The following is a 22,601-nucleotide window of genomic DNA, read 5'->3' as shown; positions in this document are numbered from 1 at the left end:
TACGCGTAGTCGAAGATCATCGCTTAGTGCCTGTGCCATCATCCACCTCTCCGCTGTGGATGTTGAATCAGCTTCGGCTCGCCCCGTCACCTCACAATCGATTCATCGATTACAGGACCTGCTCTAGGTCGGTGAAACGTTCGACGGACCTCGTCGCGAGGTACGGCGGCGAGGAGTTCGTGGTTCTGCTTCCAAACACTGACGAGAAAGGTGCGGCAGTCGTCGCGGAAGAGTTTACGCGTCTTCTCGCCCATGAAGACATCGCGCATGCAGGGAACGAGTTCGGGCGCGTCACCGCCAGTATCGGGATTTCCTCGGCGAAAGGCAAAGGCCTGAACTACGGTTCGGCGCGGTTCCTGTCGGCGGCCGATGCAGCCTTGTACGAGGCCAAGGAACGCGGCCGGAATCGAATGGTGATCCGAGCTTTTCCGGGTGAGTTCGTGCAGATGGCCTCATCCTAGACATCGCACGGACGTCACCTTGCGCTAATCTCGGACGAGCGCCACGTCGTAAATATTTTCGAACTTTGGTGGGTTCAAATGGGAGCAGACTTCCCGCTAACCGCTGATGCTTGATTGCTGATGGCAGGAATGCTCCAGTTCCGCCTGCACCGCTTGCAGGAAAAGCGCGGCTTGTCTGCGAATTTCATCTTCATCTGCGCCGGTGCCACGCATTTCGACAACGAACCGGATCATTTCCGCTCGCCAGAAACTGTTTGCGTGTTCGCCGTGGAGGTTCAGTAATTGCACGGCGCAACGCCTGACCGCGGCCAGTCGCCTGTCGGCGGGAAAATAAGAGACGGTCATGAAGGCTCCGTTGCGCGATTCTTCGATGGCTCCACCGTCGCCTGAAGATATTCACAAATGCTGAATGGCCGTCGAGGTAGCCGGGCCTGAGGATCTGGCAATTTGGTCGCGCACTCCGCTCGTGCTAAAGTTTCTATTATCCCCTTCATAGCCGAGGCCGCCAGCGCCGAAGTTTTCCAGAGGATGAAATGAGCCGGCGTGCAGTACGAGATTACTCATTTAACAAATCCGCCGAAGCGGCGCAGGACAAGACAAGTTCATAATCTCTGCAATTGTATCGTTCTTTTAGAAAGCCAACCCGAATTTCATCGCCTCTAATTCTGGATTGTTCTTCAGTCATCTGGCTTCCCAAGATATGCATGATCTGAGTTCGCGGTACATCGGCTTCCTCTGCAGTCTTTGGGTGCAGATCGCCAGCAGACCCGACACTCAGAAGCACTGTCCCTAGTTTCTCCATGGGATAATCGGAGCCGAGGAACGGCGAGAATCGGAACTGGAAGGCGCCTCCTTCGGGAAAGTCGAACTGCACTATGCTGATAGGATCAGCAACAATCGCGCCAAGCCTGCGGTCAAATTCTTTGATCGGAACTCTGTCATCAAGTCGGCGATCCTTCAACGCAGGGTTCTCGAGTCCTGTGGTTTGCCGCCACACCTCAATAGGTATCTCCCTCGGCAGGATAATAACCGTTCCGCCGTCGCCCAGGATCGGCGGTTCCAGATAGATGGTAACGTCTGAAAGAATCTTCGTCTCATCCTCCGCGATCGCGTACAAGTAGCTGGTGCCTGCCAATAACATGAGCAGCAAGAGCGCCATTGGGTACCGTAGGTTTCGCACCTGTCGTCCTCTAGGAATTGAGGTCAATGCGGACACCGACGACGTTCTGGAAGGTCGGCTGTTCTCTCGCCACGAGAAGAGATTCCAACGTGATCTAGGATCTTTCAACTCATACGGTCCGTGTTCGAACTCGCATGGCAGTCAGGTGAGCCGCAAATCCACGCCAGGATGCAACTTTTTGAGGTTAGGTAGTGATTTCGTTTGCCACGGAACCTGGGATGAGCCTCGTACGATCAAACTAATGTGCGGCTGATTACGTGCCTCGATCGTGAGTTTGGCAATCAGGTTTATACCGGATGAGTTCAGGAAATGAAGCCCGGTCACGTCGAAGGTTGCCCTGCCGCCGCCATCCTCAAGCGCTTTCATGGCCAAGGCATAAATGGGTGCGTAGGCATCAGGGCCTGCCAGTCGCATAGTTCCATCAAAAAAAACAGTGCCGCCCTCGGACCAGACACGGAATGATTCTTCTCTGATTTCCATATCACATTGCTCACGGGTTCATGGGAGTGAGATTGGCATCGCGGCGTATGTTTCAAGCTTTATTCGGCCGCGTTCAGGATTCTCCTCGAATAACCAGGCCAGGTCTACCTGATAGTCGCTCATCAAGGTGAGTAATCCAATCCCCGAACCGCTGCTGCCCGTGGCCACGCTCGCCTCGATGTGTTGAAGCATCAAGTCGCCCGGATTGCCTTGCATTATGTTCGACAACACCTGCTGGAACTTGCTTGCCGTCTCACCATCGACAAAGTTCGATATCCGCATCCTGAAGTCGTCGGTCGCCGCCACGGTCTCTATCGCAATCTCACCATCCGCACGAAATTTGATAGCATTCTCAATCAGTTCGTTGGTGAGGTAGCCAATATCATGTCTCACCTGATTGTAGTGACGTCTGGAAGAACGAAATCTGAGTGCTATCATATCGGCGATGAAATCCGACGTCATTCCAGAGTGCTTCCAGGCAAGATCAAGCGGCCCGTCCCGCAGACGGAGCTTCATGGCCCGCGCTGCGTCAAAGGAAGCAAGATGTGCTTGCCCATAAATAGTCACTGCCATGCCATCACCTATGCCGCACCACGACGAGCGTGATGTCATCATGGATCTTTTGTGTTCCGATAAAAGTCATGAGACTGTCGAGAATGCCGTTCACGACTTGGTCTGCTGTTTGGCCATGCAAGCGCCGCGCATTTTCGCAAAGCCGCTCGATGCCGAATAGCTCGCCGCGCGGATTTTCTGCCTCGGTGACGCCGTCGGTGTGAAGTACGATCAAGTCGCCCTTCTGAAACAGTACCTCCCGAGTATCAATGAAGGATGATATGTCAGATTCAAGCCCAACCGGCAGGCCGAGGTCACCGGTATCGATCCTTTCGAGCGCTCCAGTTTGACGAATGATGATCAAGTCCTCGTGCTGGCCCGAGATAGTCATCCGTTCGCCATCGTAATCCAAAAACGACAGTGTCAAGTGTTTATCGGTTTGCGTCCGTTCGATGTTTTTGTAGATCGTACGGTTCAGGTAGGTCAGGAATTTTGTGGGATCCGTCTCGCCGGCCTCCTGGAGCGCGCGGGCAACGGATTGCACCATAAGCATTAACACCCCGCTTTCCAGGCCATGGCCCGTGACGTCACCGATGCCAATCTTCAGGTGATTTCCTTTTTGCAAGATGTCGTAATAGTCTCCACCGACCTCATCGGCAGGTCGCATATAGGCAGCGATCTCCAGCTCGTCGATTGCCGCAAGCTCTTTTTGGCGCGGCAGAACCATCAGCTGGATCTGGCGCGCCACGTCTAATTCGGCGCCAAGCCGGATATTTTCACTCTTCAACTGGCCGTTGAGGACCGAGATTTCTTCCTTGGCTGCTTCGATCTCTTCCGTGCGTGCCGTGACAAGGTTCTCAAGATTTTCCGTGTGAAAGCTGATCTCCTCGGCCATGCGGTTGAATGCAAGACCAGCCTCGCCAACTTCGTCCTTCGTGGATATGTCAACTCTTACGGAATAATCCTTTGCTTGTATGCGTTTGGCAGCACCCGCTAGCGCACTGATCCCGCTGGTAATCCGCTTTGATGCTGCAAAGACCGCAGCAGTGACGACGAGCATTGAAACAAGAACCGCGAGGATTTGATAAATTAGAATGCGATTGGTTGCTTGGGATATCTGGTCCCTGGCGGCAATGAGGGACGCGTAGATCTCACGCTCAGGTACGACGATAGCGAGCGACATGACCTCCCGCCGAACCGGTCCACTTACCCACAGATTGGTTGCATTGAGGGGTTTTGTGACGACAAGATAAGGAACGTCTTCGCCATTCTCGCTCAACGAGAGGTGCTGGATGACGCCATCGGCATCGAGCGGAAGGGCGGCAACGGCTTTTTGTGAGCTGTTGCGCAAGGAGCGGTCAAGCCCGGTAACGCCCTTACTGGTCGCATCGCTGGCCGCACGAAGGCCAATGATCTTTTCACCGGCCGCATTGATCGCCACGACGTTGCCGTCCGACATGGTGAGGAAGCCGAAGCCGCTTTCGGCGACTTTCACGCGCTCGACAATTTCGGCGAGCTGGTCAAGCGTGATGTCGCTTCCGGCAGTTCCCGCCACGCCACGCCGATCGGCTGTCCAAAGTGGATGGAAGAAGCTGACGATCAGTTTGCCGGTGATGGCATCCGTATAAGGAGCGGTCTGCGTGATATCACCGGGAACCGGCCGCGAAGCTGGATCTATTGCCCACTGTTTCCAGGATTCGTAAAGACCGGGAAAGAAGAAATCCCAGAAGTCCGCGCTGTTGTGGCCGGGATAGAGCCGGTCGAATGTTTGGGCTTGATCCGTGTAAGGGGCCGTCCTGAAGATCGGACCCTCCTTCGGTCCGATATAGTACATTTGCAGCTTCGATGCACCATTTTGCAGAAGGTTTGGCGCGACAAGGTCGAGGACGGCACTCGTCTCAATATCGGTCTGCACCTGCGGAAGCGGATGGTGGTCCGCGTCGAGGAGATAGCCCCACACGCTGATGACTGACGGCGACCCTGGACGGTTTTGTGCCCACTGACCTTTGCTGTCGAACGTTACAGCCACCGCACCCGGAGCCGCCCTTGCCATCGCTGCTCCAATCTCCCGGTTCTTCGCCGGCTGATCGATCTGGCCCTGTAGGACACCCGCCAGCGCCTTAACGTCGGAATGGACCTGATCAAGAAGCAGGCCAACCTGTGCCGCCGTTGAATCCGTATAAGAGCGGATATAATCCTGACTTGCCTTTTCGAGGCCTCGCCCCACTTCCGCCGTCGCATCCCGAGAAAGACGTTGAACGTTCCAGAGCGCGAGCCCACCGCTGACAAGCAGGTCGAAAAGGACTGCCCCGCCGACGACCAACATGAATTTCGCTCGAAACGAGCGTAGTCCGGAGCCTGGCTTCCTGGTCGGCGTGGCCATCATAGCGGCTTCCGCCCGGACGCCGCCCAAATGGGCCAGCCGGCGTAACCCCTTGGATGAAGCGCCGCGAAGATATGGTCTTCAAAGCCCTGCTTGAAGCGTTCGATGAATTCCTGTGAATCGCCCCGGCGAACCGACATTTCTCCTGCATAGACATCTCGCCACGCTGCTATGATGTCAGCGAATTCCTGGGGGTCACCGTCCAGGTTGCTAACCATGAAGCTCTCCATTTTCACCGCTTCGAAGCCGGCGTCCTGTAAAAGGCGCAAGCCCTTTGGCCCCATTTCGACATCCATGTCGAAATGACTGAAGAGCTTGGCCACCTCATGATAGGTCCACTGGATGCTGTCTGATCGTGGTTCTCCGAGGCAATGAGAATTTTTCTCGTTGGTGATGTAGACCCGGCCGCCCGGCTTGCAGATCCGATAGAGCTCCCGCAGCAGCATTTCAGGGCGATCGAAGATTTGTAACGAATGCCGGCAGATCACGAAGTCGAACTGGTCGCTTTCCAACAGCATCTGCGACGCATCACCGTAGGTGTATTCAATGTCGCGGACGCCGAACTTCTCCGCAACATCGCGTGCATAATCGAGGCTTGCCATGGAATGATCCAAGGCAACGATCCTCGCCGGATCAAACTCCTTCCTGACAAGCATGGCGAAATCGCCGATGCCGCAACAAATGTCGGCAATTGCCATGCCCGTGCGAAGTCCATGACGTGGCAGAATCTCTCGCTCATGTCGCCAAGTCATCCTGGTCTGGGTTCTCAGGATTGGAATGAAGCTTTGGTTTTCAACAAAAGCCTGCCCCGGATAGAAGGCAGAATCGTAGATTTCGATAGCGATGTTCGGCGAAAGATCGGTCAAATGGCGGAACATTCGAGCCGCCCACGCGACGACACTTGATGCAACGACCACAAACTTGAGCTCGGGCCTTGAATGAGAAGCGTCGACCAAAACCCGCGTCAGGGCTCGAAATGCCGTGCTGTTCATGTGCGTGACGCGCTTCAGGTTGACGTATAAGACACCGTTGACGGCCTCAATCCCATTTCGCAGCAGCAAGAGATCGTCGGCAATTTCAGCTGGCGAATGGGGGCGAAGCACGCCGGCCAGGGAAAATTCCTGATCGCTGATATCAAATCGCACCGTGAAGACTGGCGACGGGCTTTGTGCGGTCAATTCAGTAGCTTTCCGAGCGGCAAGTCGACGATAAATGTAAGCGTCCCGGCGCCGAAATCGCGGAGCTGAACCTCGGCGTCATAGTTGACAACCAGTCCCAATAGGATTGCCTCGTCGCCGGGCGCACTGTCGTTCGCAATGGCGCCGAGATAGCTCGCAAGAACCTGCCTGGTTTTCAGGCCAAGGACGACGTCCTTGTAGAACTGGCGCTGTCTTGGCGGACAAGGAAAGGTCAGCTCAACCCGCTCGATCTCCCGGCAGCGGCAAAATGCGCATACGAGTTCGCCGTCGTCTGTCTCTGAGCGAAACGACATTTCCAGCAGCTCATTAAGAACTGACGAAAGCAGGTTGGAGTGGCGCAGCGGATCTGGGCGGTCATGGCTAACCATGCGCGCGACATAGTTGGAAAGCTGATCGCAATGCAGCCAGTCGGCGGTGAAGTTCGCCATATCCATCCTGAGACTGAGCAACTGGTCGAATGCAACACTTATTGCCGCTTTTTGGCTCTTCACAGGCTTCTCCTTGGCGGATTGTTGCCTCATCATTCAGGTTTCGGCGCGATTATTGTCGACTAGCCCGGATCTCAGGCTCCTTTGGATAAATCCATCGATCATTCCGGCCCCCAGAGGGGGGCTCAGGAAATATCCCTGCAATCGGTCACATCCCTCAGCCTGCAGCCAGGCGGCCTGTTCGGCCGTCTCAACGCCTTCTGCAGTCACGCGCATGTCAAGCCCATGTGCCATCGAGATGACGAAGCGAACGATGGTCTGACTCTTCGGATCGTCGGGAAGGTCATTGATAAAGTACTTGTCGATCTTGATGGTATCGAACGGAAAGTTCTTGAGATAACTCAAGGACGAGTACTCGGTCCCGAAGTCATCGAGGGCAATCTGGATGCCAAGCACGTTGAGCGTGTTTAAGGTGTCGAGATTGTTGGTCGTGCGCTCCAGCAGCACGGTTTCGGTGATTTCGAGCTCCAAGCGATCGGAGGGCAGTCCCACAATATCAAGTGTTTGGGACACCCGGTCGGTCAAACCTGGCGTTAGAAATTCGGCGGGGGACACATTGACGGCAACCGTATAGTGGGCCGGCCAGCCCTTTGCCTCCCGACACGCCTCTTCGAGCACCCATTGACCGATTTCGCTCATGAGGCCGTCAGCTTCCGCCATCGGGATGAAGGCGACCGGAGGAACAACTCCGAGGATTGGGTGGCGCCAGCGCAAAAGTGCTTCGAAGCCGGTTACGGCCAAAGACCGGTCGACCAGCGGTTGATATTCGATGAAGAACTCACCGTGTTGCAGCGCTACCCGAAGGCTACGCCTTAATACCTCTCGTTGTTCTAGCACCTGCAGCATGCTCGAATCAAACGTGCGGGCGCGTCGACGCCCCTCCTTTTTGGCAGCATAAAGGGCAACATCGGCAGCCTTCATCAGTTGCTCGCTCTCATTGCCGTCGCGAGGGGCAATCGCAACGCCGATGCTGGCGCCGACAAACACGGTAATGCCGTCCACTGTGAACGGCTTCCTAAATTCACTGACCAGTAATTCGGCCAATCTTTCCGCTTCACTAGGCTGCTCTTGGGCAACCTGTATGACGGCAAATTCATCACCCGCGAGACGGTAGGCCGTCTCGTCTTTACCCAACGTCCTGCGAATTCTTTCTGCGGCAAGCTTAAGGACGGTATCTCCGGCTCCATGGCCGAGTGTATCATTTACTGGCTTGAAATCGTCCAGATCGACCTGCATCAATGCGACACTGGCATTTTCGGAAACAGGAAGAATTCTCCCCAGTTTGTCGCCGAATTGGCGGCGGTTGGCCAGCCCTGTTAAAACGTCGTGCGTTGCTTGATGAATGAGTAACGCTCGTTCCTGTTCACCCGCCTTCGTTCTCTCATCAACGTCAGCGCCGTCGATTTCGACAATCGCAAGGCCGGCATTTGCGCGGAACAGCAGGAGATGGCCGCGCTCACTGGTTACGTTGCTCAGTCGGATTGTTTGGGGCTCGCCCGTATCCAAGACGAGCTGAATAGAGGCCGCGAAATCGGGATCAACCAACTTGGGATAAACTTCGCACAATATTACGGGTGCGTCGCCAGTAAGGCCCAGCCTCTCCTTGAGCCTTTCAGACCAATTGATAAGTTTAAAATCGGCGTCCCATAGCGAAAATACCCCCGCTGCGGGGCCTCCGACCTCAGACTTTGGCGAAACCGGTTGAGACCAATTCGCCCGATTTTCCGGCATGCGGCCAACCTCCTCAAATAACATCCCTCATGACCGTTGCGTCCCGCCCCGACCCGAGAGTCTGTTCCGCATTAAGGAACTAGAGCAAGGCTCGTTGTAGTCAACGCAGGGCTCTACCAGAACGGGCTTTCTCAATGGCTTGAAACAATGAGAATCTGATCGTACATTACGTAAGACTTATTTAATGAATGCTAACGCGGGTTGGAACCGCCTCCACCCACCGGTTTGAGTTCTCCGGCCGCCACGGGAGATGCTGCATGTTGAAGCAGACCTTCAGCCAATTCGGGAGCAAATCCAGCAGCCGTTGTCAAATGTCCGCGACGAAGCTGTTCTGATCGCCCTCCCCAACCACGAAGGCGAAGTTTGTCCCTGGCGGTCCGTTGTCGTCTTCAGGACGGAGACCACCCTGTCGGGCGGCTGTATCACCATCAAGCTGGAGTCCAAGGACATAGTCATTAACCCATGCACAAGCTGGCTTGCTTCGACCCCGCCACCACGCGAGCCGAATAGCAGGAAGCGACGATCTCCTCACTTGAATGGACGACCAGCGGGCGACGTGGCCTCGCGGACTGGATCACCCGAAGTCTCAAGGCCGAGGGCGTGCATGGGCGTTGGCGGGCAGAATTCAGGTTGCTGTCAAACCTCTGCGCGACTGCGATTTTGGCTCATCCCGGCAGACGCGATTGCGCCCAGCCGACTTGGCCGCGTAGAGCGCCTTGTCGGCATTCGAAAAAAGGACGTCGAATGAATTGTCCTTTTCGTTCTTCAGCGCCACGCCGATAGATACCGTGATCCGGAATGTGCCTGCCATCGATAGAACTGGCCGCTGCTCGATCTCACGCCTGACCCTTTCGCAGATCTCAAACACCCTGTCCGGTTCCGTGGCCGCGAACAGGAGCATGAACTCTTCGCCCCCGACCCGGGCAAATGTCATCTCGCAGGCTGTTTCGGCCGCGATGATCTCCTGGATGGATTGCGTCAGCGTTTTCAAAGCGGCATCGCCGGCCGAGTGCCCATAGGTGTCGTTGACGCGCTTGAAGTGGTCGACATCGAGGACCGCAAGGGCCACTTTGCCAGCGGCGGCTTCTGGTCCGTTAAACAACGCATGGCCAATCGTGAATGCATGGCGGCGATTGAACGCGCCTGTCAGTTCGTCGGTGACTGCCAGGAAATGTAATCTATCCTGGATGGACTTCAGATCTGTTATGTCCTGAAGAAGAAGCTGAACGACGGGATTGCCTTCCCAAGGCAAGGCGCCTGCGATCAATTTGATTGTGCGTGCCTGACCAGTGGCAGTTCGGACCTCGGCCTCAGTCGGCTCGACACTGATGCGGCCGTCAAAGGCCTCCTCCATCTGCTTGGCGGCTTCTTCAGCATGTGTGGTCAGAAAATCGAGGAAATGTTTGCCCACGACCTCTTCTTGCGGCACTTGCAGGAGGCGTGCCGCCTCCTGGTTTCCGAAAATGATTCCCTGCCTCGTATGAATGAGAAGCCCCATCGGCATGAGGTCGAGCATGATGCCCATTCTCTCCTGCGTGTCGACAAGTGTCTGCTTCGTAAGCTCGGCTGCTTCGAGTGCTTCGTGATCTTCATCCAAGAACATGGCTGGACTCTTGCACCTTAAATTGTTCACGACCAATCTTCTCAATCCGCGAAATGAGAGTGTCGAACTAGATGATAAAAACATGGATAACTTAATTAGACGTGTGCATCGAAGTGGCCAAGCTTCTCGCGGCGGTGATCGTGCTTCATTTCCGCTGGCAGTGTCTTGTCACGCTGCGACTTGCTGCCCCAAAGCCCTAGGCCGGCGACCACCCATCTTCCGCGATGTCACTTGAATGACTTGGAGCGTGGTGACCTGGCGAAGCCATCGTGGAACACTTCTGCTTCTCCGAATTCATATATGCAGCGATGCGGCCTCAACGTGTGCGAGCGCAGCGATTGCGACATCTTCGTTTCGAGAGAGTGCCGTCCACCATCTGGATCAACATGGAATACAAGATCGCTTCCATCATGTTGTTGCGCACGGCGATTACGCAGCGAGCAAACCAGCGCCCGATCCATACCTGAAGGCTGCGGAACTATTGAAGACAGATCCCACCTGTGTCTTGCCCTTGAGGACTCTCACAATGGGGTTCGCTCTGCTGCTGCGGCCGGCATGATGACGGTCATGGTACCGGATTTGATAGGCCCGACTGCGGAGATGCATAACCTCTGTGTCGCCATCGCTTCCGACCTTCATGAAGTGCGGGCGCTCATGCCTGAGGCAAGGCAGTTCCGGCCAGAATAAGCGCCTTGACCGGTATCGAACCGTCAGCGCGTCGGAACGTCGCACTGTGATTTCAGTATGTAAAGACTTTGCTGCTCAGCGAACTACCAGGCCGATTTAACCGGAGGTTGGCAGTCGGGCGTCAATCGGCATCAGCTCGAGCTCTACGCCAAACCTCGAACCGATCGAGGGTTTCCTTGTTTGGCGGATACACGCCAAGTGTCGATCTGCCAGACTCGATTTCCAGCTTCAGGAACTCCTCCTGCTCCTCCATTGCGACGGCCTCGTCAGCGATCTCGTTTACATATTCTCGAGGGATGACGATGACCGCTTCGCGGTCGCCGAAGATGATGTCGTCCGGGTAGACTGCGACGCCACCACAAGCGATCGGCTGGTTCATGTCCGAGGCATGGTGAGCGACCAGATTGGCGGGAGCCGCCGGTCCCATGCAATAGGTTGGGAGCCCGAGCTGGGCGATATCGGCCGTATCGCGAACGCCGCCATCCAGCACAAGGCCAGCGCATCCGCGGTAGACAAGACGCCGAGCCAGCATCGCGCCGATCCCGGCAATCTCCGCCAGCGATCGGCAATCGAACACGAGGACGTGCCCCTCGGCTATCGTGTCGATCGCCTTGCGCTGCTGATTGGACGGATCGGAACTGTACGTCGAACCATCGATATCCTCCCGGGCGGGAATGTAGCGAACGGTGACGGCCGGGCCGACCATCGGCTTATCGGCGCCTGCGAGCGGTCGCACGCCGCGAATTGCGGTGTTCCTGAGCCCCCGCTTCAGCAGCAAGGTACTGAGGCTCGCCGAATTTGTCCGCAAAAGTTTGGCATAAACCGATGGGTCCAAAGCCGTCATGATAACCTCCATTTGTCCGGCTGCGAGGTCTAGCATAACGAAGCTATAATTCAATAAGGAATTTCTAGTTTCCTATTTGGACAGCGGATGAACGCCATTGATAGCTTTCATCACCATGGCAGCGCCGTCGAGCACCTCGCGCTTGATTGATCGAGCGCGCTCCGGCGTCGCCTCCCCGATGAACGGCACGCTGACCGTGGCGACCAGGCGACTTGCAGAATCGAATATGGGAGCAGCAAAAGCTCGCAAGCCGAGGTTCGATTCCTGATTGTCTTCCGCGCTTCCGCTGCGGCGAATTTCAGCGAGCGCCTCCTTCAGCGTCTCGGGATCGGTGATCGTATACGGGGTCCGGGCCTCCAGGCCGCTGGCGCAATAGGCTTCGATCTCGTCATAGTCGGAATAGGCCAGGGCGAGCTTGCCGGCCGCACCGACATGCTTGCGCGAGCGGCTGCCGACCTTGATGAACAGAGCGTAGTCGCCGGGACTGGAGGCCGCAAATATGGTCATCATTTCATTGCCTTCAGGCGCTGCCAGCCTGAAGGATTCATAGATCCTGTCGGCTGCGGCCGCCAGGACCGGCCTCGCCGCCTCGATCAGGGTCACCCTATCTGCACCGGGCGAGATACGCCGCGCGAGCTGCACGAATTTCGGCCCCAACTCGTAGGAGGCCCCGCCATTCACCCGAGCCACAAGACCATGTGCGGTCAGTGAATTGAGGATGCGATATACGGTCGAACGAGGCACCCCGAGCTGCTCGACCAACGCGCCGAGTGAGATGCCGGTCTTCGCGTCAGCAACCGCCTCAAGCAGATGAGCCGTCTTTTCCACCACTGGAGAACCATGTTTTGGTTCATTCATGAACTTCAAATTCCATATTCGGATTGCATGCCTTGACTTCTTAAGACCGAACGAGCATGTTGGCGTCTCAAGTGTCATATTTGACACTACCCACTTGCAGGAGGAAGTAAAGCCATTTGATCGCGGGTTGCCCCGCGGACCCGGATGACTTTGAGGAAGAGATCACCGAGGCGCCGTATGCGGCTCGTTTGGATTTGGAGGAGGGCTTTCATGAAGAAGATCACGGCTATCCATGCGTTGAGCATGGGGCTTGCAATGTCGTTGGCGGCAAGCGTGGCAATCCCCGCTCGCGCGGCCCCGGATAAACTGACGGTCGTGGTGACGGATGAGCCGAAATCGCTCGACCCCTGCGACACGGACCTCTCAGGCAACTCACGCATTCTGCACAACAACATCACCGAAGCACTCGTAAATCTCAGCCCCAAGGATGGTTCGGTCGTCCCGAGCCTCGCCACCAGCTGGCGGCAGGTCGATAGCCTGACCTGGGAGTTCAAACTACGCGAAGGCGTGACCTTCCACGACGGCAAGGCGTTCGATGCCACGGCGGTTGTCGCGGCTGTGAAGCGGGCCCAGGATCCGGCGCTGGCATGCGAAGTGGGACAAGCCACGCTGAAGGGCCTTAAACTCAACGCTGAAGCCGTGAATCCGGCGACCCTCCTCATCAAGACGGACGTCGCCGAGCCAATCCTGCCCAACAAGATGTCCGCCCTGGACATCGGTTCGCCGGCAACCCCGGGCGACGCCAAAACGCGCACGCCGGCCGGGACGGGACCTTACAAGCTGGTCGCGTGGACGCCCGGCCAGTCCGTCGGTCTTGTGGCCTATGAAGGCTATTGGGGCGACAAACCGGCAATTCCCAACGCGACGATCATCTGGCGCGCCGAATCCGCGGTGCGCGCCGCGATGGTCGACACCGGCGAAGCGCAGATTGCCTATGAAATTGCACCTCAGGACGGCACGACCGGACAGGATCATGCTTTCCCGAACGCCGAGACTTCCCTGTTGAGGATCGATGCGCAGATCGCCCCCCTCAACGACAAGCGCGTTCGCGAAGCACTCAACCTCGCGATCGACAGGGATGGTCTCATCGGAACGATCTTCCATAAGGACGCTCAAAAGGCGATGCAGGTCGTGCCACCGTCGGTCTTCGGCTTCAACCCAGACATTCCCGTTTGGACCTATGATCCGGAAAAGGCGAAGTCACTGCTTGCAGCCGCCAAGGCGGATGGCGTGCCGGTCGACAATGAGATCGTCATCTACGGCCGCATCGGCATCTATCCGAACTCGTCCGAAAGCCTGGAAGCCATTCAGGCCATGCTGGCGGATGCCGGTTTCAATGCAAGGCTTGAAATGCTCGAGACAAGCCCGTGGCTTAAGCGGTTGCTGAAGCCGTGGAACAAGGATCGCCAGCCCTCCATCCTGCAGACGCAGATAGACAATGCCGAGGGCGATGCCGTGTTCACGTTACCGAACCGCTTTACCACCGATGGCAACCAATCGACCATCACGGACGCCGGTCTCGACAAGCTGATCGCCGATGCCGCGAAGGCGACCGGTGACGAGCGCAAGAAGTTGTTCCAGCAAGCGTTCAAGTACATCGCCATCGATACGGTCAACATTGCACCACTCTTCCACATGGTCACGATCGCCCGGGTCGCCAAGGATGTGAACTATACGCCCGACGTGCAGGCTGGCAACGAGATCAAGCTGAAGTCGATCAGCTACCGCTGATCTCTCAAGCCGACCACCTGAATGTCGCTTGAGGAGAGCGGATGTCCTTCACCTATTTCCTGAAACGTGCCGCCTTCGCAGCACTCGCGCTTGCAGCATTGATGACATCCGCCTTCTTCCTCGTACGGTTGACGGGTGATCCCGTCAATCTTTACCTGCCTGTCGACGCCTCGGATGCGGCGCGCGAAGCCATGCGCGTACGCCTGGGCCTCGATCGTTCCCTCCTTGCTCAGTTCTTCGATTGGGCTTGGGATATGCTCAGCCTCGATTTCGGAATATCTCTCTGGCACAATCGGCCCGCCATGGACGTGGTGCTCGAGGCACTGCCCAACACACTGGCGCTTGGCGCCATCGCGTTGGTGCTGGCCTTCATTGCCGCGATCGGCATGGGATCGATTGCTGCCGTGAATTCCGGTGGCTGGATTGACCGGGGGGTCAATGTCCTGTCGCAGGCGGCCGCAAGCGTACCGGATTTCTGGCTCGGCCTGATGGGCGTACTTCTGTTCGCGGTCACCTTCCGCATTCTGCCGACGTCAGGCTTCGGCGGGCCGATCTACTGGGTGCTACCGGTCGCCTGCCTGTTTGCCCGACCTTTCGGAACTCTGGTGCAGATCGTCCGCGGCTCCATGATCGAGGCGCTCAATGCGACCTTTGTCCGGACGGCACGCGCCAAGGGCGCGCGTGACGGACGGGTCACCTTCGTGCATGCGCTCCGCAACGCTCTTCTTCCCGCAGTGACGGTGACCGGCGACCTTGCGGCCCAATTCGCCGGCGGTGGCGGTGTCGTCGAGGTCGTCTTCGGGTTTCCGGGCATCGGCAAACTCCTGATCGACGGCATCCTGAAACGTGACTTCGCTATCGTCCAAGCATCGATCTTTGCCGTCGCGGTCGTTATCTTCTTCATCAATATCCTGGTCGATATGCTCTATGCCTCGATCGACCCACGCGTGAGGGTCGAATGACCGACAGGTCGACCGAGTTCCTCCCGGCCCGCGAGCACCGTAGCCGCCGCATCCTGTGGCTCGCGCGCGCGCTGGCGGGTGACCCGATGGCAGTCGCCGCGGCGATTTGGCTGCTGATCGTCGTGCTCGCTATCCTCACCGATGCCATGTCGCTCCTGGGCGACAACCGCATTTCACTGAAGGCGCGCAACCTGCCGCCGTTCGACTTCGGCCAGCCCTGGACCTTGTGGCTGGGTGCCGACGCACTCGGACGACCGCTCCTCGTCCGCCTCGTCCAGGCGGCTTCCACGACGATCGGCATTGCCCTGGTGACCGTGTTGACGAGCCTGATCGGCGGAACCCTCCTCGGCGTTGTCGCCGGTTACTTCGGCGGCATCATCGGCAACGTCATCATGCGGATCTGCGATATCATCCTGGGTTTCCCGACGCTGCTTGTGGCGCTCTTCGGCCTCTACCTGTTCGGTCCGAGCGTCGGCAACCTCGTGATCGTGCTCGCCGTCACCCGCATGCCGGCCTATATCCGCGTCGCGAGGGCCGAAACGCTGGAGGTCCGCGAACGACTTTTCGTCGATGCGGCGCGCGTCTTCGGCGGGGGATCGACCTGGATCCTGCGCACCCACATCCTCCCAAGCGTCGCACCCACGATGCTGACGCTCGCCTCGGTCAATCTCGCCATGGTCATGCTGTTCGAATCCGGCCTGAGCTATCTCGGCCTCGGCATCCAGCCGCCTTCGGTAAGCTGGGGTCTAATGGTCGCCCAGGGCCAGGGCTATCTGTCGTCAGCCTGGTGGCTGGGCTTCTTCCCCGGTCTCGCGATTATGTTTACCACCATGTCCTTCAATTTGCTCGCCAACTGGTTCCGGATCGTCAACGACCCGTCGCAGCACTGGCGCCTTTTGAGCCGGAGGCGCTGATGGCTCTTCTCGAAGTCGAGAACCTGCAGGTCAGTTTCGATACGGCGTCGGGCCGCATTCTCGCACTCAACGGCGTCTCCTTCTCGCTGGAGCGTGGTGAAGTCCTAGCGCTCCTTGGCGAAAGTGGCTCCGGCAAATCGGTGACCGCAGCCGCCATCATGGACCTCGTTCCCAATCCGCCAGGCGCGATCGATCGGGGATCGATCCGCTTTCACGGCGCGGAACTGTTGCAGCTTTCACGCAACGAGCGGCGCGATCTCTGCGGCAATCGGATCGCTCTGATCTTTCAGGATGCGCTTGCGGCGCTCAACCCTGTCTATTCCGTCGGCTGGCAGATCGCAGAGATGTACCGCATCCACGGCCGCAATCCCGAAGGCGGTGTCGAAAAGGCGGTGATCGACCTGTTGAAGGCAATCGGCATTCCAGATCCCGAACGTCGGGCGCGGCAGTATCCGCACGAATTTTCCGGCGGCATGCGCCAGCGCATCATGATCGCAATGGCCGTGGCGGTCGGACCGGACGTCATCATCGCCGACGAGCCGACGACGGCGCTCGACGTCACGATCCAGGCGCAGGTGGTCGATCTTCTGGCCACAATCCGCAAACGCAGCAATGCCGGAATGATCTTCATCACCCACGATCTGGGCGTGGTAGCCGAACTCGCTGACCGCGTGGCCGTCATGTATGCCGGCCGGATTGTCGAGACCGCAAATGTCTTCGAACTTTTCGAAGATGCGAGACATCCCTACAGCGTCGGCCTGCTCGCCTCGCAGCCGCGCGTGGATACCGACGAGGACGAATTGGTGCCGATCCCCGGTTCGGCGCCCAATCCCGTCGCCCTTCCTTCAGGCTGCGCGTTCAGGACGCGCTGTCCACGCGCCGAAGGGCTCTGTGCCGAGGTCATCCCTCCCCTTGAAACCGTGGGGCCGGGCCGACAGGCCGCCTGCCATTTCCCGGTATCGCCAGCATGACCGAACCTCTTCTCAAAGTCCAAAACCTTTCCCGGCACTTCGGTAGCGGCGCGACACCGGTGCGCGCCGTCGATGACGTCAGCTTCGAGATCGCCCGCGGCGAGACGCTCGGCCTTGTCGGTGAAAGCGGTTGCGGCAAGACTTCCCTGGTCCGGACGCTGCTGAAGCTCGGGCCGGCGACCAGCGGCAGCGCCGTTCTCGATGGCGTGGAAATAACCAAAGCGAGAGGAAGCGAGCTGCATGAGTTGCGCCGCAACATGCAGGTCGTCTTCCAGGACCCCTACCAGTCGCTCAATCCGCGCATGCGGGTCGACCGGCTGATCTCCGAACCGTGGGCGCTGCATCCGGGTCTCGTACCAAAGGCCCGCTGGCGGGAAGAGACGGTCAAGCTGCTCGAATCCGTGGGGCTGCGCGCCGAACATGCGGACCGCTATCCTTCCGAGTTTTCGGGTGGTCAGCGGCAGCGGCTTGGAATCGCGCGCGCCCTGACACTCAACCCGACGCTCCTCGTCTGCGACGAGCCGGTCTCCGCCCTCGACGTCTCGGTTCAGGCACAGGTCGTCAATCTGCTCGCCAAGCTGAGGCGAGAGCGCAATCTGGCGATGCTTTTCGTCGCGCACGACCTTGCCGTGGTGCGACACGTCTCTGACCGAGTGATGGTCATGTATCTCGGCAAGATCATCGAGACCGGGCCGAAACAATCGATCTTCAGCGCGCCGGCACATCCCTATACCCAGGCCCTGATGTCGGCCGTTCCGACGCCGGACCCAAGGCTTCGCGGACATCGCAAACGCATCGTCCTGCAAGGCGATCTTCCAAGTCCTGCCAATCCGCCGAGCGGATGCCGATTTCGGACGCGTTGCTGGAAAGCCACTTCGATCTGCACTGAACAGGAGCCCGCATTGACCGCAAGGACGGCTGCCCCGGGACTGCTGACCGCCTGCCACCATGCAGATACCGAATTCGCCAGGCGACTATGACGGCTGGTGTGTTTTAGGCCTTCAATCTCGGTATTGTGAGGAACCGACAAAGCCCCGGCGGCGGCATCGCCCCTGGCGCCCAGTCCATATAGGGTCCTCGGCGCCGAACTCGATGCTCTTGAAGGGATGTGAACCAGGCACCGGTCAAGCCCTCGGCAATTACTTCGTTGAAATAGGGACTTGAAGAGGCGCTGGGAAAACTGACGCACGAGCGAAGACAGAGTCTTCGAGCATTCGGACGATCCCGCCAAGCTAGTCCGCACACGTGCCAAGAATTGGCGCCATCAACCGCACATGAGTATCGATCCGCTTAAGAACCTTTGCCGGAGCGACTTTTCGTTCCGGAATGCGCCGAATGTGGCGGATCCTACGCCATCATGGCCAAAGAACGCTATGGCTGCTTCAACCACAAGAACAAGCTGCCGATCGATGGCCTCGACGGCGCCTGCTGCTCTAACCAGAAGATCCTGCGCAAGAATCTGGAGGATCGAGTTCTGTCCTGCCTCCCCCCCGCATTCTTCGGCATGCGCGTGTTCGACGACGTCGCTAGACAGGCGCGCCGTAACCTCGCAGCGTCCGCCAAGAACGAACCCGACGAGTGCCAGCGTATTTTCGGAGAGTTGAAAGCTGCCGAACAGGAACAGCGCGAGATCATCCAGCAGATTAGCGATAGTGCCGCCGAAGGCCGCCCGCGTCTGGCAGCGCTCGACGACATGCTCGATCAACTCGAGGAGCGCCGGGCCGGGCTCGAGGTCCGCTTGAAGCAGGCAACAGCGGAGGAGAATTTCGGGCAGAAGATCAAGAAATTGAAGGCGGAAGTCAGTCCAGAAGCCGTCGAACTGATCATCAACTCCACCTTCTATTACATGCGCGAACACGCCGATCCCGAGACGAAGCAGCCCTTCATCAACATCGTGCGCCAGTTCATCCAGAAGGTGGTGATCGGCAAGACCCCCGGCCACCAGCCGGCGTCACTCGAAGTCCACGGCCGGATCGCTTCGATCCTCGCGGCGATGGAAGCGGCGACGATCATGGAGAAGCAGTTCGAGGCATTGCAGCGCCACGACTATCTGGAGAAGTTACGCGCCGGTGAACTCGACACGGAGCAGAAACAAAAAAAGCCCCTCGACGCTTACGCGGAGGAGCTTTCTGTGAAGCGACTTGAATGGCAGAATATTCAAGTTTCGGTGGTTGCGGGAGTTGGATTTGAACCAACGACCTCAAGGTTATGAGCCTTGCGAGCTACCAGGCTGCTCCATCCCGCGTCATGCGGTCCCTGTTAATAGGACTCGCCCCATAGGGCAAGCTCTAATTGGCCAACCACTCGTCACGAGGCATTCGAGAGAAATCGGCGTAAAGCCTCCGCAATGTAGCCGCGATACGGTTCGAACTCCTTTTTGGTCGTCATTCTGGCGACACGGCTAAAGTTGAAGGCAAACTCTATAGGACGGAGAACCTTAGCGATTCCCAAAACGCGCCCCAGATTTTCCGGGCTTTCATCGTCGCGCCACACTTCCAGATAGGCGTCCTTCAGGTGCTTATACTCGGGTGACTCGGCATTCAGATCGTGGTTCCTCGCGGCACTGTCCAAGAAGCCAGCCAAGGAGAAGAATGGGTGGGAAATAACCGCGTCGCCCCAGTCGTTGATAAGCAATCCATTTGCATTCAAAAGGACATTATTATCGTGAAAATCGCAATGTTCGAGGGTTTCTGGCACTTTGAATCCGGCAAGTGTGCGGCATAAACGACGAATATCTTCGCCGCGCGCCTGCAACTTCTCAATTTCAGCCACACTCAGCCCTTCCCGTCTCAGAAGAGCTTCGTCGCGGACCAGATCATCGTAAAGATCGGGAAACACGGCCATGCGCCAGTCATCAAGCCCCAATGCAAGAAGCGAATCCACCTGCGGAGACAAAATACGCTGGATGGAGGCATATTGACGGAGGAGCTTTCCCACGATTTGCGGATCATAAGATTCCTTCAACCTCATACGAAGGGGCTCACCGCCATCCGGCATAAGGAATGCGCCAATGTCATGGTTTGCCGCCAGAACAGGAAGAATTTCGGCCGGAAAGCGCTCGGCCAGATGGGCCATCAGCGCGGCCTCGCGCGCGTAGGCGGGCGCGCTCCATTTCAGATAAACGCTCCCCCTATCGGTTTTGAACCTGTAAATTTTTGACCAAGGTACGGCACGTATCAGTTCCGGCGCGGCCAGCACACGATAGATGTGTGCCGCCAACCATTCTTCTGCCCAGGTGATTTCTGGTTCCATGGCGAAGACTAAAATTCCAACGGCCACCGCTGGTGGGCATGCATGACGGTGATAATCTCGATGTCCCGGCTGACACGGTACGGGATGATGTAGGGAATATCCGCTAGCACGATTTCACGGGTGCCCTTGATGCGACCCGGCCGCCCGCTTGCCGGTAATTCCGCGAGCATATCCACGGCCGTCACGATCCTTGCGACGACGCGAGCTGCCGCATCGGGATTGTCCTGTTCAATATGAGCGCCGATTTCATCAAGCCGCCGCAACGCCCGAAGCGTCCAGCGAATGCGTTTGCCGCTCATGATTGACGGGCGGACTTAACGTATTTCCCGACGACCTTCGCCACATCCGCATCACTCGCGAATTCGCCCCGATCGGCCTCAGCCAACCCGGCTTCGATCTCGGCAAGCTGCCATTCCTGTTGCTCAACGAAAGCCTCAATGGCTTCGGCAGCCATGTAGGAGCGGGAGCGATCCAGCTTTTCAGCAAGCTGATCCAGCTTGCTTGCGGTTTCATCTTTCACACGCACGGTAAAGGCGGCAGTCATGGCACCTAACTTTCCTTGGTTCACTTTGATTATTGGTGAACCATCGTGGTTCGTCAAGGTTCTGCTCATGAATGAGGACTTTCATTTAGGTGAATAAGCTCCGACCACACCGGGAGGGCGTGGCCGGATCAAGAGAAGGCTAAACCTTCTATGAGCGCCCCGCCAAGCGGGCGCTTCGAACCGGCAAGCGGTTCGTCTGGACACCCGTTCGGGTGTCTCTACGAGGCTGTGGAGCCTCGTTTCCGTGGAAGGACGGCGGTGCCGCCGCCCTATTCCCCTTCCGATCGCGGTTCGCCCGGCGGGGCTTGCGCGCGTTGATGACGGAAGCGTCCAAGGTGGTCTTGATGTGCGCCGCGTAGAATTTCTCGATCATTTCGACGCTCGTGCGGCAGTTTTTGGCAATGGCGTAGACGTCTGCGCCTTCCATGAGCCGAAGGCATATATAAGTGTGACGTAGGCTGTAGGCTGTCCGAGGTTTGCCATCACGGTCGAGCTTGAGATGCTGAGCATCAAGAAGATTGTTGAACATCTTGAGATAATTGCCGGGGAAGAGCAGATCGGTGGGTGCCGGAAGCTCTCCGTCTTCCGATTTGCCATTTCCGCGCACAGGCTTCAATCGATCGCGCAGGCGCTCATAGGGCTTCACCGCGCCCGGCATGGACTTGCACCAGCCGATGCCGCGCTTGCCGAGCACTTCGATTTCAAGGATGCGCTCGCGGCTGTCGGGGTCCACGACAATGGTCACGTCCCGGTGCTGGAGCTGCTTGGCCTCGTCGGGCCGAAGGCCGGTATTGCCCATGAACAGCACGAAGTCGTGCAACTGTTCGGCTTCCCAGCGGAAGTGCTTGTTCTTCGGTTCCTTGGCGTTCTGGCGGGTCGCCTCGTAAAGCTGCTTGTACTCAGCCGGGCTGAACCACGGCCTGTGACTGATCTTGCCTTGTGTCTTGTAGGGCGGCGACAGGTCGGGCAGATGGCTGAGCCACTTGTGACGAATGGCCGTCTTCAACACCTGCCGCAAGGTGCCAACCTCATCATGGAGAGTGCTGCGCGATGGCTGTTTGCCGGTCTTGGAAGTCGTCATCCGGTGGACGCGGTAGTCCTGGACCGTCCCGGCGTTGATCTCGGAAAGGCCCATCTTGCCGAAGAAGGGGATCAGGTGGAGCCGCAGGCGGATGCTGTGGCCCTCGACCCATTTCTGGCTCCGCTCTCCTTCTGTAATGATGGCGTATTCCAGCTCGAATTTCTTGGCCGCTTCCGCAAAGGTCTTTTCGGTCTTCATCAACCCTGCGGCCCGCTTGCCGCGAAGACCGAGATACCAGTCTTCCGCGAACGCCTTTGCCTGCGCCAGCCCGGTTTCCTTGGTGCTGGCTCTGTACTGGCGGCCCTTTATAGAGGCGGAGCAATGCCAGGTGAGGCCCCCGCGCCGGTAGACATTGACCTTCCCTCCGAGGATTTCATGGCTCGTCATACCGGCCCCCTGATTATTTTCCGTGTTCGATATGGGAACAGGGAATCACGCGAACAAGGACGCGTCAAATGAGGGGCCGGTTTTGTGCTAGCTGTGTGCTAGGACATTTTGAACGCAAAAAGGGCTCCGAGTTTCCTCAGAGCCCTTTGATAATCTTGGAAGAATCTGGTTGCGGGGGCAGGATTTGAACCTGCGGCCTTCAGGTTATGAGCCTGACGAGCTACCGGGCTGCTCCACCCCGCGTTATCCGATTTTTGCCTTTGGCAAAATACCGTACGAGTTTTCGGTCTTCC

Annotated in this window: 23 protein-coding genes and 2 tRNA genes; 7 read left to right on the top strand and 18 right to left on the bottom strand. The window is 57.7% G+C overall.

Translation table 11 applies throughout. The annotated features are described in order from the left end of the window. Positions 1 to 461, top strand: a 461-nt coding sequence (locus C5L13_RS28195) for a GGDEF domain-containing protein (protein ID WP_158693558.1), incomplete at its 5' end; no start/stop codon positions are given. Between the two features lie 96 nt (positions 462 to 557). Here the strand turns inward: C5L13_RS28195 and C5L13_RS28190 are convergent. The 9 genes from C5L13_RS28190 to C5L13_RS28150 form a co-directional block, all read right to left on the bottom strand. After that, entirely contained in the window at positions 558 to 806 is a 249-nt protein-coding gene (locus tag C5L13_RS28190) for a DUF6074 family protein (protein WP_105386580.1), read from the bottom strand. 211 nt (positions 807 to 1,017) lie between these two features. Next, positions 1,018 to 1,620, bottom strand: coding sequence for a hypothetical protein (locus tag C5L13_RS28185; RefSeq protein WP_105386579.1), 603 nt, complete (start codon positions 1,618 to 1,620; stop codon positions 1,018 to 1,020). 162 nt (positions 1,621 to 1,782) lie between these two features. After that, the gene (locus tag C5L13_RS28180) at positions 1,783 to 2,121 is read right to left on the bottom strand and encodes a slr1659 superfamily regulator (protein ID WP_105386578.1); all 339 of its coding nucleotides are present in this window, start codon (positions 2,119 to 2,121) and stop codon (positions 1,783 to 1,785) included. 18 nt (positions 2,122 to 2,139) lie between these two features. Continuing rightward, positions 2,140 to 2,694 carry a slr1658 superfamily regulator gene (locus tag C5L13_RS28175; protein WP_105386577.1) on the bottom strand — a complete coding sequence of 185 codons (555 nt, stop codon included), beginning with the start codon at positions 2,692 to 2,694 and terminating at the stop codon, positions 2,140 to 2,142. Positions 2,695 to 2,698: 4 nt separating this feature from the next. Then, on the bottom strand, positions 2,699 to 5,059 hold the full coding sequence (locus tag C5L13_RS28170; protein WP_407070486.1) for a SpoIIE family protein phosphatase: 2,361 nt from the start codon (positions 5,057 to 5,059) through the stop codon (positions 2,699 to 2,701). Further along, positions 5,056 to 6,234: a class I SAM-dependent methyltransferase gene (locus tag C5L13_RS28165; RefSeq protein WP_105386576.1), complete on the bottom strand. Its 1,179-nt coding sequence runs from the start codon at positions 6,232 to 6,234 to the stop codon at positions 5,056 to 5,058. The genes C5L13_RS28170 and C5L13_RS28165 overlap by 4 nt, the downstream gene beginning before the upstream one ends. Continuing rightward, positions 6,231 to 6,776: a ubiquinone biosynthesis methyltransferase UbiE gene (locus C5L13_RS28160; protein ID WP_105386581.1), complete on the bottom strand. Its 546-nt coding sequence runs from the start codon at positions 6,774 to 6,776 to the stop codon at positions 6,231 to 6,233. The genes C5L13_RS28165 and C5L13_RS28160 overlap by 4 nt, the downstream gene beginning before the upstream one ends. A 3-nt stretch (positions 6,777 to 6,779) precedes the next feature. Further along, positions 6,780 to 8,474, bottom strand: a complete 1,695-nt coding sequence (locus tag C5L13_RS28155; protein WP_105386575.1) for a putative bifunctional diguanylate cyclase/phosphodiesterase — start codon at positions 8,472 to 8,474, stop codon at positions 6,780 to 6,782. Positions 8,475 to 9,099: 625 nt separating this feature from the next. After that, positions 9,100 to 10,077 carry a sensor domain-containing diguanylate cyclase gene (locus C5L13_RS28150; RefSeq protein ID WP_158693557.1) on the bottom strand — a complete coding sequence of 326 codons (978 nt, stop codon included), beginning with the start codon at positions 10,075 to 10,077 and terminating at the stop codon, positions 9,100 to 9,102. Positions 10,078 to 10,312: 235 nt separating this feature from the next. Between C5L13_RS28150 and C5L13_RS28145 the strand changes: the two genes are divergently transcribed. Then, complete coding sequence (locus tag C5L13_RS28145; RefSeq protein ID WP_245571526.1) at positions 10,313 to 10,636, top strand: HAD hydrolase-like protein; 324 nt, start codon at positions 10,313 to 10,315, stop codon at positions 10,634 to 10,636. Positions 10,637 to 10,885: 249 nt separating this feature from the next. Here the strand turns inward: C5L13_RS28145 and C5L13_RS28140 are convergent, their stop codons facing one another. Together C5L13_RS28140 and C5L13_RS28135 are read right to left on the bottom strand one after the other, a co-directional pair. Beyond that, positions 10,886 to 11,608, bottom strand: coding sequence for a ribonuclease activity regulator RraA (locus tag C5L13_RS28140; RefSeq protein WP_105386573.1), 723 nt, complete (start codon positions 11,606 to 11,608; stop codon positions 10,886 to 10,888). Positions 11,609 to 11,680: 72 nt separating this feature from the next. Then, positions 11,681 to 12,466, bottom strand: coding sequence for an IclR family transcriptional regulator (locus tag C5L13_RS28135; protein ID WP_105386572.1), 786 nt, complete (start codon positions 12,464 to 12,466; stop codon positions 11,681 to 11,683). A gap of 210 nt (positions 12,467 to 12,676) precedes the next feature. On the opposite strand from C5L13_RS28135, the gene C5L13_RS28130 reads away from it, so the two are divergent. The 5 genes from C5L13_RS28130 to C5L13_RS28110 are packed head-to-tail and all read left to right on the top strand — an operon-like array spanning position 12,677 to position 18,024. Beyond that, a complete protein-coding gene (locus C5L13_RS28130; protein WP_105386571.1) occupies positions 12,677 to 14,197 on the top strand; it encodes an ABC transporter substrate-binding protein in 1,521 nt (506 codons plus the stop codon). A gap of 41 nt (positions 14,198 to 14,238) precedes the next feature. Further along, entirely contained in the window at positions 14,239 to 15,159 is a 921-nt protein-coding gene (locus C5L13_RS28125) for an ABC transporter permease (RefSeq protein WP_105386570.1), read from the top strand. Then, positions 15,156 to 16,073: an ABC transporter permease gene (locus tag C5L13_RS28120; protein WP_105386569.1), complete on the top strand. Its 918-nt coding sequence runs from the start codon at positions 15,156 to 15,158 to the stop codon at positions 16,071 to 16,073. The genes C5L13_RS28125 and C5L13_RS28120 overlap by 4 nt, the downstream gene beginning before the upstream one ends. Continuing rightward, positions 16,073 to 17,044: an ABC transporter ATP-binding protein gene (locus C5L13_RS28115; protein WP_105386568.1), complete on the top strand. Its 972-nt coding sequence runs from the start codon at positions 16,073 to 16,075 to the stop codon at positions 17,042 to 17,044. The genes C5L13_RS28120 and C5L13_RS28115 overlap by 1 nt, the downstream gene beginning before the upstream one ends. Further along, the gene (locus C5L13_RS28110) at positions 17,041 to 18,024 is read left to right on the top strand and encodes an ABC transporter ATP-binding protein (RefSeq protein ID WP_105386567.1); all 984 of its coding nucleotides are present in this window, start codon (positions 17,041 to 17,043) and stop codon (positions 18,022 to 18,024) included. Before C5L13_RS28115 ends, C5L13_RS28110 begins: the two co-directional genes overlap by 4 nt. Positions 18,025 to 18,308: 284 nt before the next feature. Here the strand turns inward: C5L13_RS28110 and C5L13_RS29110 are convergent, their stop codons facing one another. The 7 genes from C5L13_RS29110 to C5L13_RS28075 form a co-directional block, all read right to left on the bottom strand. Next, positions 18,309 to 18,986, bottom strand: coding sequence for a hypothetical protein (locus C5L13_RS29110; protein WP_170117339.1), 678 nt, complete (start codon positions 18,984 to 18,986; stop codon positions 18,309 to 18,311). A 226-nt stretch (positions 18,987 to 19,212) separates the two neighbouring features. Then, a tRNA-Met gene (locus tag C5L13_RS28100) sits at positions 19,213 to 19,289 on the bottom strand. A 62-nt stretch (positions 19,290 to 19,351) separates the two neighbouring features. Further along, the gene (locus C5L13_RS28095) at positions 19,352 to 20,296 is read right to left on the bottom strand and encodes an aminoglycoside phosphotransferase family protein (protein ID WP_105386566.1); all 945 of its coding nucleotides are present in this window, start codon (positions 20,294 to 20,296) and stop codon (positions 19,352 to 19,354) included. A gap of 8 nt (positions 20,297 to 20,304) precedes the next feature. Then, the gene (locus C5L13_RS28090; RefSeq protein ID WP_105386565.1) at positions 20,305 to 20,595 is read right to left on the bottom strand and encodes a type II toxin-antitoxin system RelE/ParE family toxin; all 291 of its coding nucleotides are present in this window, start codon (positions 20,593 to 20,595) and stop codon (positions 20,305 to 20,307) included. Continuing rightward, positions 20,592 to 20,840 carry a CopG family ribbon-helix-helix protein gene (locus C5L13_RS28085; RefSeq protein ID WP_105386564.1) on the bottom strand — a complete coding sequence of 83 codons (249 nt, stop codon included), beginning with the start codon at positions 20,838 to 20,840 and terminating at the stop codon, positions 20,592 to 20,594. Before C5L13_RS28085 ends, C5L13_RS28090 begins: the two co-directional genes overlap by 4 nt. A 148-nt stretch (positions 20,841 to 20,988) precedes the next feature. Beyond that, positions 20,989 to 22,308, bottom strand: a complete 1,320-nt coding sequence (locus C5L13_RS28080) for a tyrosine-type recombinase/integrase (RefSeq protein ID WP_245571524.1) — start codon at positions 22,306 to 22,308, stop codon at positions 20,989 to 20,991. Between the two features lie 166 nt (positions 22,309 to 22,474). Beyond that, positions 22,475 to 22,551 (bottom strand) — tRNA-Met (locus C5L13_RS28075). Between the last annotated feature and the right edge of the window lie 50 nt (positions 22,552 to 22,601).

Source organism: Neorhizobium alkalisoli (assembly GCF_002968635.1).
GTDB classification, from domain to species: Bacteria; Pseudomonadota; Alphaproteobacteria; order Rhizobiales; family Rhizobiaceae; genus Neorhizobium; species Neorhizobium alkalisoli.
Note: the sequence above shows the minus strand (reverse complement) of the source record. Positions and strands in the feature narration are given on the sequence as shown.

Bases quoted from the DNA above. Each gene is read 5' to 3' on its own strand.
- C5L13_RS28190 (WP_105386580.1), bottom strand. From the start codon at position 806: ATGACCGTCTCTTATTTTCCCGCCGACAGGCGACTGGCCGCGGTCAGG.
- C5L13_RS28185 (WP_105386579.1), bottom strand. From the start codon at position 1,620: ATGGCGCTCTTGCTGCTCATGTTATTGGCAGGCACCAGCTACTTGTAC.
- C5L13_RS28180 (WP_105386578.1), bottom strand. From the start codon at position 2,121: ATGGAAATCAGAGAAGAATCATTCCGTGTCTGGTCCGAGGGCGGCACT.
- C5L13_RS28175 (WP_105386577.1), bottom strand. From the start codon at position 2,694: ATGGCAGTGACTATTTATGGGCAAGCACATCTTGCTTCCTTTGACGCA.
- C5L13_RS28170 (WP_407070486.1), bottom strand. From the start codon at position 5,059: ATGATGGCCACGCCGACCAGGAAGCCAGGCTCCGGACTACGCTCGTTT.
- C5L13_RS28160 (WP_105386581.1), bottom strand. From the start codon at position 6,776: ATGAGGCAACAATCCGCCAAGGAGAAGCCTGTGAAGAGCCAAAAAGCG.
- C5L13_RS28155 (WP_105386575.1), bottom strand. From the start codon at position 8,474: ATGCCGGAAAATCGGGCGAATTGGTCTCAACCGGTTTCGCCAAAGTCT.
- C5L13_RS28150 (WP_158693557.1), bottom strand. From the start codon at position 10,077: ATGTTCTTGGATGAAGATCACGAAGCACTCGAAGCAGCCGAGCTTACG.
- C5L13_RS28145 (WP_245571526.1), top strand. From the start codon at position 10,313: ATGACTTGGAGCGTGGTGACCTGGCGAAGCCATCGTGGAACACTTCTG.
- C5L13_RS28140 (WP_105386573.1), bottom strand. From the start codon at position 11,608: ATGACGGCTTTGGACCCATCGGTTTATGCCAAACTTTTGCGGACAAAT.
- C5L13_RS28135 (WP_105386572.1), bottom strand. From the start codon at position 12,466: ATGAATGAACCAAAACATGGTTCTCCAGTGGTGGAAAAGACGGCTCAT.
- C5L13_RS28130 (WP_105386571.1), top strand. From the start codon at position 12,677: ATGAAGAAGATCACGGCTATCCATGCGTTGAGCATGGGGCTTGCAATG.
- C5L13_RS28125 (WP_105386570.1), top strand. From the start codon at position 14,239: ATGTCCTTCACCTATTTCCTGAAACGTGCCGCCTTCGCAGCACTCGCG.
- C5L13_RS28120 (WP_105386569.1), top strand. From the start codon at position 15,156: ATGACCGACAGGTCGACCGAGTTCCTCCCGGCCCGCGAGCACCGTAGC.
- C5L13_RS28115 (WP_105386568.1), top strand. From the start codon at position 16,073: ATGGCTCTTCTCGAAGTCGAGAACCTGCAGGTCAGTTTCGATACGGCG.
- C5L13_RS28110 (WP_105386567.1), top strand. From the start codon at position 17,041: ATGACCGAACCTCTTCTCAAAGTCCAAAACCTTTCCCGGCACTTCGGT.
- C5L13_RS28095 (WP_105386566.1), bottom strand. From the start codon at position 20,296: ATGGAACCAGAAATCACCTGGGCAGAAGAATGGTTGGCGGCACACATC.
- C5L13_RS28090 (WP_105386565.1), bottom strand. From the start codon at position 20,595: ATGAGCGGCAAACGCATTCGCTGGACGCTTCGGGCGTTGCGGCGGCTT.
- C5L13_RS28085 (WP_105386564.1), bottom strand. From the start codon at position 20,840: ATGACTGCCGCCTTTACCGTGCGTGTGAAAGATGAAACCGCAAGCAAG.
- C5L13_RS28080 (WP_245571524.1), bottom strand. From the start codon at position 22,308: ATGACGAGCCATGAAATCCTCGGAGGGAAGGTCAATGTCTACCGGCGC.